This window comes from Bacillus sp. SYZHCR11, assembly GCF_057196865.1.
Window position 1 is genome coordinate 632,454 of the sequence record NZ_JBXUND010000002.1, and the last position, 15,480, is coordinate 647,933.

General features: G+C 44.2%; 19 protein-coding genes. 9 read left to right on the plus strand and 10 right to left on the minus strand.

From position 1 onward, the window contains the following. Positions 1 to 48 precede the first annotated feature (48 nt). Together argS and AC2CGA_RS09890 are read right to left on the minus strand one after the other, a co-directional pair. On the minus strand, positions 49 to 1,719 hold the full coding sequence (argS, locus tag AC2CGA_RS09885) for an arginine--tRNA ligase (protein WP_003151071.1): 1,671 nt from the start codon (positions 1,717 to 1,719) through the stop codon (positions 49 to 51). Beyond that, positions 1,716 to 2,144 (minus strand): YwiB family protein, encoded by a 429-nt coding sequence (locus AC2CGA_RS09890; RefSeq protein WP_003151069.1) that lies wholly within the window; start codon positions 2,142 to 2,144, stop codon positions 1,716 to 1,718. Before AC2CGA_RS09890 ends, argS begins: the two co-directional genes overlap by 4 nt. A gap of 291 nt (positions 2,145 to 2,435) precedes the next feature. Between AC2CGA_RS09890 and AC2CGA_RS09895 the strand changes: the two genes are divergently transcribed. The 6 genes from AC2CGA_RS09895 (at position 2,436) to AC2CGA_RS09920 (ending at position 5,549) form a co-directional block, all read left to right on the plus strand. Further along, complete coding sequence (locus AC2CGA_RS09895; RefSeq protein WP_484480181.1) at positions 2,436 to 3,581, plus strand: response regulator aspartate phosphatase; 1,146 nt, start codon at positions 2,436 to 2,438, stop codon at positions 3,579 to 3,581. Beyond that, a complete protein-coding gene (locus AC2CGA_RS09900; protein WP_003151066.1) occupies positions 3,565 to 3,684 on the plus strand; it encodes a PhrC/PhrF family phosphatase-inhibitory pheromone in 120 nt (39 codons plus the stop codon). Before AC2CGA_RS09895 ends, AC2CGA_RS09900 begins: the two co-directional genes overlap by 17 nt. A gap of 198 nt (positions 3,685 to 3,882) precedes the next feature. After that, complete coding sequence (locus tag AC2CGA_RS09905) at positions 3,883 to 4,086, plus strand: helix-turn-helix transcriptional regulator (RefSeq protein ID WP_003151064.1); 204 nt, start codon at positions 3,883 to 3,885, stop codon at positions 4,084 to 4,086. 13 nt (positions 4,087 to 4,099) lie between these two features. Then, entirely contained in the window at positions 4,100 to 4,303 is a 204-nt protein-coding gene (locus AC2CGA_RS09910; protein WP_003151062.1) for a hypothetical protein, read from the plus strand. 408 nt (positions 4,304 to 4,711) lie between these two features. Beyond that, positions 4,712 to 4,993: a hypothetical protein gene (locus AC2CGA_RS09915; protein WP_003151060.1), complete on the plus strand. Its 282-nt coding sequence runs from the start codon at positions 4,712 to 4,714 to the stop codon at positions 4,991 to 4,993. A 43-nt stretch (positions 4,994 to 5,036) separates the two neighbouring features. Beyond that, positions 5,037 to 5,549 (plus strand): stage II sporulation protein M, encoded by a 513-nt coding sequence (locus AC2CGA_RS09920; RefSeq protein ID WP_032859656.1) that lies wholly within the window; start codon positions 5,037 to 5,039, stop codon positions 5,547 to 5,549. Positions 5,550 to 6,139: 590 nt separating this feature from the next. On the opposite strand, the gene AC2CGA_RS09925 is transcribed toward AC2CGA_RS09920, so the two are convergent. The 3 genes from AC2CGA_RS09925 to speE all read right to left on the minus strand — a co-directional run bounded on the left by AC2CGA_RS09925 (position 6,140) and on the right by speE (position 8,290). Then, complete coding sequence (locus tag AC2CGA_RS09925) at positions 6,140 to 6,358, minus strand: helix-turn-helix transcriptional regulator (RefSeq protein ID WP_003151056.1); 219 nt, start codon at positions 6,356 to 6,358, stop codon at positions 6,140 to 6,142. 169 nt (positions 6,359 to 6,527) lie between these two features. Continuing rightward, on the minus strand, positions 6,528 to 7,400 hold the full coding sequence (gene speB / locus AC2CGA_RS09930) for an agmatinase (protein WP_484480182.1): 873 nt from the start codon (positions 7,398 to 7,400) through the stop codon (positions 6,528 to 6,530). A gap of 59 nt (positions 7,401 to 7,459) precedes the next feature. Next, complete coding sequence (gene speE, locus AC2CGA_RS09935) at positions 7,460 to 8,290, minus strand: spermidine synthase (RefSeq protein WP_003151052.1); 831 nt, start codon at positions 8,288 to 8,290, stop codon at positions 7,460 to 7,462. Between the two features lie 199 nt (positions 8,291 to 8,489). On the opposite strand from speE, the gene AC2CGA_RS09940 reads away from it, so the two are divergent. Beyond that, positions 8,490 to 10,562, plus strand: coding sequence for a transglycosylase domain-containing protein (locus AC2CGA_RS09940; protein WP_048367772.1), 2,073 nt, complete (start codon positions 8,490 to 8,492; stop codon positions 10,560 to 10,562). A 23-nt stretch (positions 10,563 to 10,585) separates the two neighbouring features. Here AC2CGA_RS09940 and AC2CGA_RS09945 read toward each other — a convergent pair whose 3' ends face one another. The 3 genes from AC2CGA_RS09945 to AC2CGA_RS09955 form a co-directional block, all read right to left on the minus strand. Further along, positions 10,586 to 11,017, minus strand: a complete 432-nt coding sequence (locus tag AC2CGA_RS09945) for a hypothetical protein (RefSeq protein WP_103695198.1) — start codon at positions 11,015 to 11,017, stop codon at positions 10,586 to 10,588. A gap of 143 nt (positions 11,018 to 11,160) precedes the next feature. After that, positions 11,161 to 11,679 carry a YwhD family protein gene (locus AC2CGA_RS09950; protein ID WP_003151045.1) on the minus strand — a complete coding sequence of 173 codons (519 nt, stop codon included), beginning with the start codon at positions 11,677 to 11,679 and terminating at the stop codon, positions 11,161 to 11,163. Between the two features lie 12 nt (positions 11,680 to 11,691). Further along, positions 11,692 to 12,351, minus strand: a complete 660-nt coding sequence (locus AC2CGA_RS09955; RefSeq protein ID WP_003151043.1) for a site-2 protease family protein — start codon at positions 12,349 to 12,351, stop codon at positions 11,692 to 11,694. A gap of 105 nt (positions 12,352 to 12,456) precedes the next feature. On the opposite strand from AC2CGA_RS09955, the gene AC2CGA_RS09960 reads away from it, so the two are divergent. Continuing rightward, positions 12,457 to 12,645: a 2-hydroxymuconate tautomerase gene (locus tag AC2CGA_RS09960; protein ID WP_003151042.1), complete on the plus strand. Its 189-nt coding sequence runs from the start codon at positions 12,457 to 12,459 to the stop codon at positions 12,643 to 12,645. 37 nt (positions 12,646 to 12,682) lie between these two features. On the opposite strand, the gene AC2CGA_RS09965 is transcribed toward AC2CGA_RS09960, so the two are convergent. Further along, positions 12,683 to 13,102 (minus strand): MarR family transcriptional regulator, encoded by a 420-nt coding sequence (locus AC2CGA_RS09965; protein WP_003151040.1) that lies wholly within the window; start codon positions 13,100 to 13,102, stop codon positions 12,683 to 12,685. A 400-nt stretch (positions 13,103 to 13,502) separates the two neighbouring features. On the opposite strand from AC2CGA_RS09965, the gene AC2CGA_RS09970 reads away from it, so the two are divergent. Next, positions 13,503 to 14,882 (plus strand): amino acid permease, encoded by a 1,380-nt coding sequence (locus tag AC2CGA_RS09970; RefSeq protein ID WP_003151037.1) that lies wholly within the window; start codon positions 13,503 to 13,505, stop codon positions 14,880 to 14,882. Between the two features lie 63 nt (positions 14,883 to 14,945). Here the strand turns inward: AC2CGA_RS09970 and AC2CGA_RS09975 are convergent, their stop codons facing one another. Then, on the minus strand, positions 14,946 to 15,446 hold the full coding sequence (locus AC2CGA_RS09975) for a YwgA family protein (protein WP_003151036.1): 501 nt from the start codon (positions 15,444 to 15,446) through the stop codon (positions 14,946 to 14,948). Positions 15,447 to 15,480 lie beyond the last annotated feature (34 nt).

A 15,480-nucleotide genomic window follows, 5' to 3' on the forward strand; every position in this document is an offset into this window, starting at 1 on the left:
TATGCAAAAAAAAGAACAAAGCCCGAAGACTTTGTCCTTTGATCATCATTACATTTTTTCCGGAGCGGATACGCCGATCAGCTGAAGCGCATTGTTCAGCGTAATTTGCGTCGCCTTCATTAAAGCGAGACGCGCGCGGCTCTTCTCTTTATTTTCCGGATCGATGACTTTCTCCGCATTGTAGAAGCTGTGCAGAGCGGAAGCCAGATCATAAATATAGTTTGTGACACGGTGAGGAATGCGTTTTTCCGCCGCTTCTGCCACTGCTTCAGGGAAGCCGCCGATTGTTTTCAGCAGGTCATATTCTTTTTCTGATTGAATATGGCTGAAATCAAGATCTGCCGCCGGTTTAAGTCCCTGCTCCTCCCCTTGGCGAAGCATGCTGCAAATACGTGCATGTGCGTATTGCGCATAATACACAGGGTTTTCATTAGATGTGGATACGGCAAGATCCAAGTCAAAATCCATATGCGTATCAGCGCTGCGCATCGCGAAGAAATAACGCACGGCATCCAAGCCGACTTCTTCAATCAGGTCGCGCATCGTTACGGCTTTCCCCGTACGTTTGCTCATCTTCATTTTTTCGCCGTTTTTGTATAAATGAACGAGCTGAATGATCTCAACTTCCAATGTGCCTTTCTTGTAACCGAGCGCTTCAATCGCCGCTTTCATACGCGGAATATACCCGTGGTGATCCGCGCCCCATACATTGATGAGCTTGTCGAATCCGCGGTCAAGTTTGTCTTTATGGTATGCGATATCCGGCAGCAGATAAGTGTATGAGCCGTCTTTTTTGATCAGCACACGGTCTTTATCGTCACCGAACGTTGTGGAGCGGAACCATGTCGCGCCGTCCTCTTCGTATACATGGCCCTTTTCGCGAAGCGCCTCGAGCGCCTGATCAATTTTTCCGTTTTCGTACAGTGACGTTTCAGAATACCATACGTCAAACGGCACGCGGAAATTTTCCAGGTCGGAGCGAAGTTTATCAAGCTCGTACTTTAAGCCGTATTCACGGAAAAACGCCTGACGTTCGCTCTCCTCTTCATGTACGAAACGGTCGCCGAAATCTTCGGCAAGCTTTTTCCCGATGGCGATAATATCCTCGCCGCGGTAACCGTCTTCCGGCATCGGTTTCTCGAGGCCGAGCGCTTCAAAATAACGGACTTCAACGGAAAGCGCCAGGTTGTTAATCTGGTTGCCCGCATCATTAATATAGTATTCACGGCTCACATCATAGCCCGCTTTAGAAAGCACGCTGCACAGCGCGTCACCTACCGCCGCGCCGCGCGCATGGCCTAAGTGAAGATCTCCCGTCGGGTTGGCCGATACGAATTCGACCTGAATCTTTTCGCCTTGTCCGATGTTTGTCTCTCCGTAATGTTCACCCGCTTCAAGCACGGACGGAATCAGTTTTGTTAAGTAGCTGTTGTTCATGTAAAAGTTGATAAAGCCGGGCCCCGCAATATCCATCTTTTCAATGGAAGCTTTGCCTTTATCAAATGACGCCACGATCTCCTCAGCGATTTGGCGCGGCGCTTTTTTTGCGATTCTCGCCAGCTGCATCGCCATGTTTGTGGAATAATCACCGTGTGTTTTGTCTTTCGGCGTTTCTAACAGTACGCTTGGAATCTGGCTTTCTTCCGCCAGGCCCGCTTTCAGAACGGCCGCTTTGATCTCTTCCTTCAGCACGTCCTTCATCTGTTCCGCAATATTCATGCCTTTGTTTCCTCCTTATATTGGATCGTCATGTTATGTACATGTTCTTGGTTTTCGCCTACAGTCATGTTATATGTCAGTTTGACGGAGCCTTCCGAACCGCCGACATCAGATTGAATGTTTTTCGTTTCCGTACGGAGCTCCATTTGTCCGAACGGCAGTTTATATTGAGTGAGTGTCGATGCCCCCGGAATGAACCGCTGTTTCATTTGGATGGCGCCCGATCTCATTACGAGAATCTCTTTTTCTGTGATCTTGACGACCGTTTTAATCTTGCCCAAATCATGCTCTTCGTGATAGGAAAGATACGTTTTGCCGTTTCTCACGTAATAGAATCCACTCGATGTAAATTCAACCGACTCTTCTTCAGAGCCGTTATGAATGAATGATTGCACATGAATGGCTACTGGTGTCTCCTGTCTCATGCTGACACTTCCTTTTCATCATCCCGCTTAACCTGAATAGTATAAGTTTTTAAGGGAAAAAGTTCAACCGCTTCCTCCTATCTTACCATCTTTGCTGATTGGTTTTGAAGATAAACATGATTTTTAAGGAAAATGAAAAAACCGGAAAACCTAGGCTGCGGGATAAATGCGGTTCCTTCGGCGGACGGCTTTGTCAAAGGGGAAAAGTTTGCGGTATTTTTGCGCTATCCTTCCGAATGAAAATGATAAAATATGTCATATACATAACGTGGAAGGGAGGGATTCGGAATAGTGGCGAGTGTTTTATCGTCTTCAGCGATTGGAGAAAAAATCAACGAATGGTATATGTACATTCGAAGGTTCAGCATCCCGGACGCCGAGTATTTGCGGAGAGAAATCAAAGAAGAACTTGCAGGCCTGGAAGATGACCAGGATCTTCATCTGTACTATTCTCTCATGGAATTCCGCCACAATCTGATGCTCGAATACCTCGAACCGCTGGAATCGCAGCGGATAGAAGAACAGCCGAGACTATCGGATCTGCTCGCGGATATTGATAAAAAGCAGGCCCGGCTGACCGGACGGCTTGATTATTATTTTAATTTTTTCCGGGGGATGTATGAGCTGGATCAGCGGGAATATTTGTCGGCTATAAAATTTTTTAAAAAGGCTGAGACGAAACTCTCATTTATTAAGGATACTATTGATAAAGCCGAGTACTTTTTCAAGATGTCTGAAGTCTACTACTATTTGAAACAAACGTATGTATCTACCGATTACGCAAGGCAGGCATATGAAATATATAAAGCTCAGTCGTCATACGATATCAGGCTCATACAATGCCAATCCTTATTCGGAGCAAATTTCCTGGATTTAAAACTATATGATCGGGCAATTACTCACTTTCAAAAGGCTTTTTCTTTGGCAGAAACAGAAAAACAGCCTCAATTAATGGGCAGGACGCTGTATAACATCGCACTTTGCAAACAAAGCCTGAACGACTATGAAGCAGCTATAACTTATGTTGAAAAAGCCATTGATGTTTTTGAAAGTGCTAAAATGACCCCTTCTTTGCCCCAAGCATATTTTTTAATGACACAGATTCATTATAAATTAGAAAGATACGACAAAGCGCTCGAGTATCATAAAAAAGGAGTTATCTATTCCGAAGAGTCAGCAGATTCAGTTTATTTACACGAATTCGAATTTTTAAAATCTTTGTATGTGAACGGACCTGATGAGGATGCAATGAAACGGAGTTTTGACTTTTTGGAAAGTAAGATGATGTATGCAGATATAGAAGATTTTGCTCTTGATGCAGCTAAATATTATCACAAACTTGAAGATTATAAAAAAGCTTCAACATACTTTTTAAAAGTTGAAGAAGCAAGACAGCATATTCAAGGGGGGGTAACTTTTTATGAAGCTGAAGTATAAGGTCTTACTCACTTGCTTAGCTGTAACCTCAGTTTTTATAACAGCAGATATGACGAATACACCTTCACACCAATTCGAAGTAGCACAAAGAGCTATGATTTAAATGATAATTACTTTTAGGCTTGCAGGTTAAACTGCAAGCCGTTTTTTATATAAACAACTAATTTATAAAAACAAAAAACATACCTTAGAACTCAAATGTGTAAAAAGTATTTGACACTTATACATATATTATTTAAAATAAATATATATAAATTTGAAAATTTAAAATAAAAAACAAAATAAGTTAAGGAGGGTTTTAGTGGATAACAATATAAAAAAACTTAGAACAGCAGCTGATATTTCACAAAATGATCTGGCTAAGCTCTGCAATGTGACCAGGCAAACCATCAATGCAATTGAAAATAATAAATATGACCCGACTTTAAGTCTGGCTTTTTCGATAGCTCACGCTTTAAATACGGGAATAGATAAAGTATTCAACTATAACGCCAAAAAAAATTAAGGGAGCGGTTCTTATGAAGAAAATGGATGAGATGCAAAAACACCAATCGGGCACAGCCGCCAGAATAGCATTTAGTTTTTATACTGTCGTTTTACTGATATGGTCATTAATAGATTATTTTAAAAACGGAAATACAGGATGGCAATTTCCGATTCTTTTAATAGGCTGCGCGCTCTATTTATGGATTCAAGTTTATCAAAATCGAAAAACAAGGTAACGATTTCAATACACTTCCGGAGGATTATACAGCAATGTACGAATACAAGTTCATAAAAGCAGAAGTAAACCGATGGAAAGGAAAGCCTAAAGAAGACTATAAATAAATTATTGAAAAGTATTCGCAGCAAGGGTGAAAGCTGGTTCAAATATTTGCTCCTGCTATTTCAGGCTCATGGGGCAGCTGATCATTTTGATATTATTTTTGAAAAAAAAGTATAATGTTTCAGTACCAAAGAAAGCCGGATCATACATATGGTCCGGCTTTCTTTGTACGAAATAAGCCAGCAGATACTTTTACGGATTTCACCTCTTAACTATTATTTTTTCGGAAATCCGCAATTCAAATAGATTCCAATATATTTTATTATTTAACTTGCTGGGGATATTGAAAAAATTGGAGGAAAAAATGAATCTACTTTTAAAAACACAAAATAGTAAAGCGATTTTTACATTAGTAGCATCAGGAATCATTGTTCTCGCTCTTTTCAGTATGAAACATAATCATTTAAACATGGATGTTATCGATATTTTAAACAGAGCTGGAATTATCGCTCCTAGTTGGATTGTCAGTGCTATCACCGCAACGGGATCAGTTCTGGCTATCATTACTGTTTTAGGATCTCTTGGTGCAGGCTTGCCATTGGCCGTTTTAGAACAATTGGCTGCAGCAAGTACAGCAGCAGCATAATATAAAACATTAAATTCAATATCCCTGGCAGTCCCTTTAACGAATGGATGAAAATACATTGTTTAAAAAGAATGTTTTAGTCAAATTGTACATACTCTGTCTGATCTTATTTTTAATTGCTTTATTTACAGCATATTTTTATACAGATTCCGCTTCAAATGTAAATAATCTAAATCGAAATATCCGTCCGGATTTTTTTCAGATTTTCTTTAATAATATTAAAGTAGCGAGTCTGCTTGTTTTTTTAGGCCCGTTAACGCTGTCGCTTGGCACGGTTGCTGTTTTAATTATTAATGGATTAATTTTAGGAAATGCGATAGGAAACATTAAAGACAATTTAAACCTTTTACTGCTTGTTATACCCCATGGAATAATTGAAGTGCCGGTATTGCTTCTTGCAGCCTCTGTAGGAATGAAATTAACTTTAGATTTATTACTCCTCAAAATAAATTTGAAATTCACTTTTAAATATATTGGTATTATATTTCTCGGTTTAATGATAGCAGCTATGTTAGAAACATTTATTACACCTATCTTTATAAAAGGAGCCTCTTAGGATTATGCAAATTGAATTATCTTCATTTAAGGAACGAAACATTAATTTTTTGTCCTCGTTTTTGTTTTATATTATCGGGTTAGCTTTTTATTTAAGTTCCCTTTTACCTTTTATGAAAAGTTTAATTCCCAAAAACATCCCTATACAAGTTGTTGAGCAAGTAAAACATTTAGATTACATCATTGCAATAGCCGCACTGTTTCTTTTAATGTTCGGGGTCATTTTTGAAGGATTCGTATTATTTCTCATTATAAATTTTCTTGGCGCTCAGATTAAGATCAAAACTTTTTATTCCCTATTTATGTTTTCTAACATCCCGGTCGCGATTAAGTTTTTTCTTATATCATTCAAAAATATTTTCGCACAACATCCAAACACTAGTTTATTTTTCACAAGTAATCATTTGATTTTTTCTATCTTTGATTTGTTCAATATTGCATACTTATTTCTTTTGTTTATTCTTCTGAAATGGAGAACAAATTTGAACTACCTGACAATCTCAGTTTTTATTTTTACGGCATTCCTGTATAGAATGTTTTTTTAGCATATATAAATAAACCCCCTCAATAGGGGTTTTTCTTTCATTTCGTTCACTGTATACAATTCCTTTTATATGCTTCCGAAACAATACCGACTCTAGTACTTACATTCCACTTTTTACAAAGACCGGCTATGATATATTCGACATTACGCTGCGAGTAGTTTAATGACTTAGCGATCTCTTTATTAGGCTTTTCAGCAATTATCAGTTTAATTACTGAAATTTCAATCTTTTTTAATTCCAATTCATTTTCTACTGCTGTTTTCATTCTAACTTCCTTTCTAAAGATGTATTTACTAAATAATACCCTATTATATAATTTTTATCAATAACATCAATTATTAATAGTAAAATAATATATTTCTTTTACTAACTTCTAAGTAGTTTATATACAATATAAAAATCCCCCGCCATGTTTCAAGCGGGGGAAATTCTTTCTATTTCACAAACCCAAGCAGCATTTCACGGATCATCTTGCTTGCCGTGTTTGCGGTTTGTTCTGAGTGGTCATAGACCGGTGCCACTTCTACGAGGTCGGCGCCTTTTACGCTGACCTCTGAGCGCGCGATTTCATGGATGGACGCGAGCAATTCTTTAGACGTGATGCCTCCCGCGTCAACCGTGCCCGTTCCCGGCGCATGAGCGGGGTCAAGAACGTCGATATCGATCGTGACATAAACAGGGCGTCCCGCAAGCTGCGGCAGCACTTTTTTCAGCGGCTCAAGCACTTCAAACTTAGAAATGTGCATGCCGTTTTCTTTCGCCCATTCAAATTCTTCCTTCATTCCGGAGCGGATGCCGAATGAAAATACGTTTTGCGGCCCGATGAGCTCGGCCGCTTTGCGGATCGGAGTAGAGTGGGAAAGCGGTTCGCCTTCATAATCCGTGCGCAGGTCGGTGTGCGCGTCAAAATGAATGATGACAAGATCCGGAAACTTCTTATACATGGCTTTTATGACAGGCCATGATACAAGGTGCTCCCCCCCCATGCCGAGCGGGAACTTGCCTTTTTCTAGGATGCCGTCCACGTATTCTTCAATCATATCAAGGCTTCTTTGCGGATTGCCGAACGGAAGCGGAATGTCTCCGGCGTCAAAGAAATTCAAATCAGCCAAGTCACGGTCGAGGTACGGGCTGTATTCTTCAAGACCGATAGACACCTCGCGGATTCTCCCCGGGCCGAACCGTGAACCCGGACGGTAGCTGACCGTCCAATCCATCGGCATGCCGTAAAGGATGGCGTCCGCCTCTTTCCAGTCGGGGCGGCTCGCGATAAATACTTTTCCTGAATATGCTTCATCAAATCTCATCAATAATACCCTCGCTTTCCTGTAAAAAAGCGCAAGATTCGCTCCTGCGCCGTACGTTTTTATTTGATTAAGTCGCTCACAAATTTCGGAAGAACAAATGCTGCTTTGTGAAGCTCTTTCGTGTAATACTTCGTGTCGATGTCGAAGAAACGGCTGTCCTCCACTTCAAGCGGATCGTACTTTTTAGAACCGATCGTAAATGTCCACAGGCCGCTCGGGTACGTCGGGATATTAGCCGTATACAGACGGGTGATCGGGAAGATTTCTTTCACGTCACGCTGTACGTTTGTAATCAGCTCCGGTGTAAACCACGGGTTGTCCGTCTGCGCGACGAAGATGCCGTCTTCTTTTAACGCCTTGGAAATTCCGGCATAGAAGCCTTTTGAGAACAAATTGACGGCCGGTCCGACCGGTTCTGTTGAATCAACCATGATAACGTCATACTCATTTTCTGATTTCGCGATGTGCATGAAACCGTCATCGACTCTCACATCGACGCGCGGATCATCAAGCTTGCCCGCAATGGACGGAAGGAATTTTTTAGAGTATTCAATAACCTTGCCGTCAATGTCGACAAGCGTCGCTTTTTTTACGCTTGGGTGCTTCAGAATCTCTCTGATGACACCGCCGTCTCCGCCGCCGACAACGAGAACGTTTTCCGGATTCGGATGCGTAAATAACGGGACGTGCGCAACCATTTCATGATAGACGAATTCGTCTTTTTCAGAAGTCATGACCATTCCGTCTAAGAACAGCATGTTGCCGAATTCTTCTGTCTCCACCATTTCCAGATGCTGAAATTCCGTCTGTTCCGTATGTAATGTTTGTTTCACCTTTAATGTAATGCCGAAATTCTTCGTCTGCTTCTCCGTATACCAAAGCTCGCTCAATTGTCATCTCCCTTTCAAGGCTTATTTCATTTATTGTAAGCGTCTGTATCGCTTTTATTCCGGTTAAAATCTCATTTTCACCTAAGGAAAAAGTATAGAGGATGGAGGGGAAAAAGTAAAGAAGTGTCCGGTCTGATATGTTTAAAAAACCCCCTTTTTTCACATAATAATAGAATCATGAAAAAGGGGGTTCCCAAAAGTGGATAAAGTATCTGGAAATCAGCTCAGAATCACATTCAAAATCATCCGCGCCTGCATCTTTCTGACACTGATCGGCGGAATGCTGGCCGGCGTCTGCTTCACATCCGTTCTTCTTGCAGCGAAATGGCAGGGCGCCCCCTCCGTCCGGGTTCCTCAGTCTACGATTCTTTATGCAAATGACGGCTCAAAGCTAGGTGAGACCGATTTCGGGGAAAAGCGCTACTGGGTCCGGTTAAAAGATATCAATCCGACAGCGGTGCAGGCCGCGATTGCGGTGGAGGATCAAAACTTTTACAATCACCACGGTTTTGATTACCGGCGGATGGCCGCCGCCGCGCTGGCTGACATAAAGGCAATGGCCAAGGTTCAGGGCGCCAGCACCATCACCCAGCAATACGCGAGAAATCTCTACCTTGAGCATGATAAAACATGGAAACGAAAATGGAACGAAGCATTTTACACGATCCGCCTTGAACAGAACTATTCTAAAAACGAGATTTTAGAAGGTTATGTAAATACGATATATTACGGCCACGGCGCATACGGAATTGAAGCCGCCTCCCGCCTGTATTTCGGCAAACACGCCAAAGATCTGAACGATGCGGAAGCCGTGCTTCTGGCGGGCATACCGAAAGGCCCGTCCGGCTATTCGCCATATGTCAGTGAAAAGAAGGCCAAACAGCGTCAGGAAACCATTCTCCGTCTGATGGCCGGACAAAAAATGATCTCAAAAGAAAAGGCGGAAAGGATTAAGAAAACGCCGCTTGCCTATCAGCCGCTGAAAAGCAGAACCGCAGCGAAAACGGCGCCTTATTTTTACGATGATGCGATGAAAGAACTCGAGAAAAAGCTCGGCATGACGCGCGAACAGCTCGCAACGAGCGGATTGCGTGTTTATACAACGCTTGATAAGCGCATGCAGCGGATTGCGGAAAACACTGTGGCACATACGATCCGTACCGGCTCTGACATTCAGGTCGGCTTTTCCGCGATTGACCCGGCAACAGGGCGCGTTCTTGCGCTTCTCGGCGGACGTGACTACGAAAAAAGCCCGTTTGACCGGGCGACACAGGCGAAACGGCAGCCGGCTTCCACGATCAAGCCGCTTTTGTATTACAAAGCGATTCAAAGCGGCTTTACACCGGTCACGCTGATGAAAAGCGAAGCCACAGAGTTCCAGATTGACGACAACGGAGATACCTATTCTCCAAGCAATTACAACGGCTACTACGCCAATAAACCGATTACGCTGCTTCAGGCGCTTGCGTTATCAGACAACATTTATGCCGTGAAGACCCATCTCTTTCTCGGCATGAATAAGCTCGTGTCGGCGGCAAAGGAATTCGGCATCAGCGAACATTTAAAGCCCCTTCCGTCTCTGGCGCTCGGGACTGAACCCGTGCGCCCGATTGAGATGGTTAATGCCTATGCGATGCTCGCAAACGGGGGAAAACAAATCACCCCTTCCTTTATCACAAAAGTGACGGATACCGCCGGCAACATCTTGTATGAACAGCCGCGCGGACATCAGCAGACGCTTGATAAAAAAGCCGCTTTTGTGACGGCGAGCATGATGACGGGCATGTTTGATGAGGATTTAAACGGCTATACTTCCGTCACGGGACGCACCATTTCAGACCGGCTGACCCGGACGTACGGCGGGAAATCAGGCACGACCAGCGCAGACAGCTGGATGATCGGCTTTAATCCGGCTCTTGCCGCCGGTGTGTGGACAGGCTATGACAAAAGCAGCACGATTGATTCAGTAGAAGAAAAAAGCTATGCGAAGACGATTTGGGCGGACTTTATGGAGAAGGCGCTCGAAGGAGAACCGGAAATAGCGCTTAAACCGCCGAAGGGCGTCACGGGCGTCTATATTGACCCCGCTTCCGGCTACACTTCGGGACCCGGATGCGCCGCAAAGCATTACACGTATTTCATCGCAGGCACTGAGCCCGCGGATGTGTGCTACGGACCGGAACCGTCTAAAAAAGAAAAGGAACACGTCCCCGCCCGTAAAGAAGCTCCGCGCAAAAAGTGGTGGGATAAGTGGCTCGGCAAAAAAGACTGAGCCCGGTGCATTGCGCGCCGGGCTTAATCCGCGTCTTCCTCAAGCACCCATGGGAGCAAGAGTGAAAAGTCGAGATGGATAATAGGGTCAGGAAAACCCTTCGGTATAAAAAATGTTGTACTAGGCAAAGAAAACGAAAAGCGGATATCTCCCTCTCTCTCAATATGAAACTTCGGCCAGCCTTCCCTAAGCCTGCCGACAATCGGATAGCTGCCCGCATAATGATGCAGGCCGTTTTCCTTTCCATGCTCCCCCAAGTCGTGACAGACAGCCGGACGAATCCCAAACCGCGTAAACAGTCTTGTTTTCTCGGCGGGAAGGAGATTCACCGCCTCGGAAAAGTTCCGGCAGCTCCCGCAATCGCAGGGATCAGGCCATGATTTTTCATATTGTTTTCTCGTTTCCGCCGTATCTGCTTCAATGATCCAAGGCCCGATGTCAAAGACGGTGAACATGATGAAACCTCCGCGTAAACATGAAAAACCCCGAGTCTTGGTTCGGCTCGGGACTTTCCATGTCCTGATTCTGTATCAACAGTTTACTCAGTACAATTGCAAATTAGTGCAAATATTTATAAAGTTCACAAAAAGTTCACAAATTATTTTTCGTCCGGAAGCAGACCCGTTTTCAATTCATCGGATGAACGTTCCCAGAGCCCTTGGTCATGCTTCTGCAGAAATTCAGCAAGCACCTGCTTTGAGCTGGCGTCCATTTTGTCCACGATAATGCGGCGCTTCATTGATTTATCCATTAAATTCACATGCTCCGGCAATGACTTATAGCCTCTGCGGATACTTCTGTCCACGGTCATTTCACAAGCCGTCACACCCGCGTAATAAGGGCCTTCTTCTTTTCTGTCGATGGTGACCCACACGAGCCAGTACGGTTTTCCGTTCGGCACTTCATCTTTGTTCGGCAGGAATTTGATGCCTTTTTCAACGACACTGCGGGCATGCATTGCGCCGATGTCTACGAAAGCTTCCTTCTCTTCCACATCGACAAATACCGGAGAAATATTGTCAAGGCTCAGCGACCCGGCGCCAAAACCGCCATGTCCGTCGGTCGGATCACTTTTAATAATATTAAATCCGATTGTTTTCTTCTTTTTTTCTTCCATGAAAATACCCTCCTACAAAAGCGGTTGAAATATAATGGCAAATACCTTGAGAATCCAGTCTCTCCCCTCGCTTAACAGCGGCCACACGACATAGGAGCCGACCGGTGTCACAAACAGCACGAGAAACACGATAATCCCGTAGCTCTCAAACTGAGTCATTTTGGCGCGCACCCGCGGCGGCACGAGATCCTCAATAATCCGGTAGCCGTCAAGCGGAGGAAGCGGCAGCAGGTTGAATAAACACAGCGCGAGATTCAGCTGAATCCAAATAGAGAAAAAGCGGTCAAGCCCCATGCTGAATGCAGAAAGCAGCTCCATTCCGTAAGCATGCATCAACACTAGCAAAAAGAAACCGATAAAGGCAAGAAGCAGGTTGCTTACGGGCCCGGCGACGGAAACCAGCACTCCCGCCAGCCGCGGTCTTTTAAAGGCGCGGCGGTTCACCGGCACCGGACGGGCCCAGCCGAAACCCGCGACCAAAATTAGAATCGTTCCGAAAACATCAAGATGTTTAATCGGATTGAGCGTTAATCTGCCCTGTCTCGCCGCGGTATCGTCTCCGAACCGATACGCGACATACGCGTGCGCCAGTTCATGCATCGTAAATGCCACGATCAGCGTAATCACGACATAGGGCATAAGCTCCAGCGGATAATATAAAAATCTGTCCAAATGTCAAAATCCCCTTTTTTTAAAAATGCAAGATTGTCCTTCATTCAGTATACTATAAGTGATCTCTCTTCCAAAGAGAGGAAACGATAAAGGAGGATCAGCACCATGCCGCTCGTAACCGTTAAAATGCTTGAAGGCCGCACAGATGAACAAAAACGGAATCTGGTTGAAAAAGTGACAGAAGCCGTAAAAGAAACGACAGGCGCAGCCGAAGAAAAGATCATTGTCATGATTGAAGAAATGAGAAAGGATCATTACGCCGTCGCCGGCAAACGGATCAGCGATACGGAGTAATCCTTGATAATGGCCGGCGCTGCTATGTCAGGCCGGCTTATTTCACAACCTTTTCAACCAGGCTGAAAAAGATTTTCTTTTCTTCCTCTGTCAATGCTTCGAACAGTTCGTCAATGAGCAGCTGCCGGTTTTCAATCATTTGCATGGCCGCCATTTTTCCCGATTCGGAAAGCGTCATCCATACCGTGCGGCGGTCTTCATTGTTTCTCGACCTTTCCACGAATCCTTCTTTTTCTAAATGATTGAGAGCGGTTGTCGTGGCGGAAGGCGATAATGTGACCTCCTGCAATATATCTTTAATCGTGCACGTGCCGTGCCGGTAAATAATCCTCAGAATAAATCCTCTGATATTGTTTATACTCTTTGGAATTGTCGCCTCATCAAGCTTTTTCGTGCTCTTTAAATATTTCGTGAGCGCGTAATCCAGTACATTTGCTTGCAAGTTATCGTGCTTCATGCAGAAACTCCCCATTTCAAGATGCATCCATCATCATTTGTTTGTTTTTTATTACATTTTACTGATACCTTACGGAGAAAGTCAAAATTCCGGCCGGAATGCCCGCAACTTTTATCCTGCCCTGCACAGACTTTTGTCTCCCTCTTTTTTACCATATCCTTTTATGCAATGCTGGTTTTATAGACACGATTCAGGTAAAATCATTAAGGGTGACTGCGTTTGACGGAAAGGATAATCTGATCGGATGCGGCAGACAATATGATTGGAAAAGAAAAGAAAAGAAAAGAAACGGAACAGACGGGGAAACAGAACACAGGATTGTCGATTACACAGAAGATGTGACACGGGTAAAAGCCAAAGAGTCCCTCTTGGCTTTTGCTTTTGGATGGAGGGATGCGTGTTGCGGAATATCCTACAAAAAAAAGACATCACCCAGCTGCTTGAACAAAGCAGAAAAAGGCAGACTGCCAAAACGATGGGTGGATTTGATTTAACATTACTGGGCATCGGCGCCGTCATCGGGACGGGCGTCATGGTTCTTACAGGCATTACAGCCGCGAAAAACGCCGGGCCTTCCGTAATCTTTTCTTTTATCATTGCAGCCGTTGTCTGCAGCCTTGCAGCATTATGTTACGCCGAAATCGCTTCTGTTCTCCCGGTTTACGGAAGCGCCTATATTTACTCTTATACCACCATGGGAGAAATTGTCGGCCATTTAATGGGCTGGACGCTCTTATCCGTTTATATGGTGACGGCGTCAGCGGTGGCAAGCGGCTGGTCAAGTTATTTTAATAATCTGTTAGCCGAAATCGGCATGCCTTTGCCGGACAGTCTGCTGCACGTGCCGAGCCAGGGGGGGATCGTCAACCTTCCTGCCATCATCATTACTCTATTAATTGCCGTCGTTCTGTCACGCGGCTCTAAAGAGAGCAAAACCTTTAATAATATAATGGTTCTCGTAAAAATCGGAATTGTTTTGCTGTTTATCATCACAGGAAGCTTTTTTGTAAAGCCGGGCAATTGGCATCCTTTTATGCCTTTTGGAATCAAAGGCGTCATTACGGGGGCTTCTGCCGTCTTTTTTGCGTTTCTCGGGTTTGACGCGATTTCGGCTTCGGCTGAAGAAGTCAAAAAACCGCAGCGCAACCTGCCGATCGGTATTATCGGTTCACTGGTGATCTGTACATTGGTATACGTCATCGTCTGTCTCGTCATGACGGGTATGGTTCCGTATTCACAGCTTAATGTGCCGGAAGCCATGTCTTATGTGCTGCAGACTGTCGGACAAAACGCGGTGGCGGGCATTATCGCTGCCGGTGCGGTGATCGGACTGATGGCTGTCGTTCTCGCTCATACCTATGCGGCGACCCGTATATCTTTTGCGATGGCAAGAGACGGAATGCTGCCGAAAGTCTTTACCATTGTCGGAAAGAAATCGGGAGCGCCGATCTTTAATACGTGGCTGATCGGACTGATCAGCGCATGCATCGCGGGTTTTGTTGATCTGAAAGAGCTGTCGGATCTCTCAAACATCGGCGCGCTATTGACATTTGCCATGGTCAGTCTGTCCGTACTGATTCTGCGCCGCACCCATAAGGATCTGCCACGGGGATTTAAAGTGCCTTTTGTACCCGTACTGCCGATTTTGGCCATTATCTGCTGTTTGTTTTTAATGGTCAATCTGCCGCTGAAAACGTGGCTTTATTTTGCCGTCTGGCTGATCATCGGCGTCATCGTTTACTTTTTATATTCGTACAAGCACAGCAAATTGAGACAATAAACAAAACCAGGCCCGCTTCATCGCGGCCTGGTTTTTTCATAAAAAAAGACGAAAGCATCGCCTTTAACAAATGTGTTTCAGCTCTTCTATGTAGTGAAGCGCCTCATCATATTCTTCATCCGTATATTTCTGTTTGCTTTTTATCGTAAACACTTTCTCTTTCTTTTCCTCAGCTTCAAGGCCGTCAAAATACAAAATCGTAGACACCAGCTCCAGAAACCGGGATGAGCGGCTGTTGACGCTGTCGATGTACTTCTTCATATCCGGCATCTTAAGCTCCGCATGATGTAAAAACTCGGCTCCCGTCTCCGTCAGCGAGTACCGGTATTGAAAGTAGCCGCCCTTTTTTTCCTTCACCTCATCCAGAAACCCAAGATTGCACAGCTCTTCAATTCGAAGCGTCAGTTCTTCGGAATACGGGCCGTAAAAATGAAAATCATATTTTTCGTAGAAAGGATACTGCATTTTCTTCGCGATATAAATGATTTTCTGCAGCTTTTTCCGCCCGATGATTTCTCCAGAATCCGAGAACACCTTCATCAGTTTTGCATGTTCTTTCAACAAATTCCCGACATCTCCTTTTCCTTCTTTACCAAAA

Bases quoted from the DNA above. Each gene is read 5' to 3' on its own strand.
- argS (WP_003151071.1), bottom strand. From the start codon at position 1,719: ATGAATATTGCGGAACAGATGAAGGACGTGCTGAAGGAAGAGATCAAA.
- AC2CGA_RS09890 (WP_003151069.1), bottom strand. From the start codon at position 2,144: ATGAGACAGGAGACACCAGTAGCCATTCATGTGCAATCATTCATTCAT.
- AC2CGA_RS09900 (WP_003151066.1), top strand. From the start codon at position 3,565: ATGAAGCTGAAGTATAAGGTCTTACTCACTTGCTTAGCTGTAACCTCA.
- AC2CGA_RS09910 (WP_003151062.1), top strand. From the start codon at position 4,100: ATGAAGAAAATGGATGAGATGCAAAAACACCAATCGGGCACAGCCGCC.
- AC2CGA_RS09915 (WP_003151060.1), top strand. From the start codon at position 4,712: ATGAATCTACTTTTAAAAACACAAAATAGTAAAGCGATTTTTACATTA.
- AC2CGA_RS09920 (WP_032859656.1), top strand. From the start codon at position 5,037: ATGGATGAAAATACATTGTTTAAAAAGAATGTTTTAGTCAAATTGTAC.
- AC2CGA_RS09925 (WP_003151056.1), bottom strand. From the start codon at position 6,358: ATGAAAACAGCAGTAGAAAATGAATTGGAATTAAAAAAGATTGAAATT.
- speB (WP_484480182.1), bottom strand. From the start codon at position 7,400: ATGAGATTTGATGAAGCATATTCAGGAAAAGTATTTATCGCGAGCCGC.
- AC2CGA_RS09945 (WP_103695198.1), bottom strand. From the start codon at position 11,017: ATGTTCACCGTCTTTGACATCGGGCCTTGGATCATTGAAGCAGATACG.
- AC2CGA_RS09950 (WP_003151045.1), bottom strand. From the start codon at position 11,679: ATGGAAGAAAAAAAGAAGAAAACAATCGGATTTAATATTATTAAAAGT.
- AC2CGA_RS09960 (WP_003151042.1), top strand. From the start codon at position 12,457: ATGCCGCTCGTAACCGTTAAAATGCTTGAAGGCCGCACAGATGAACAA.
- AC2CGA_RS09965 (WP_003151040.1), bottom strand. From the start codon at position 13,102: ATGAAGCACGATAACTTGCAAGCAAATGTACTGGATTACGCGCTCACG.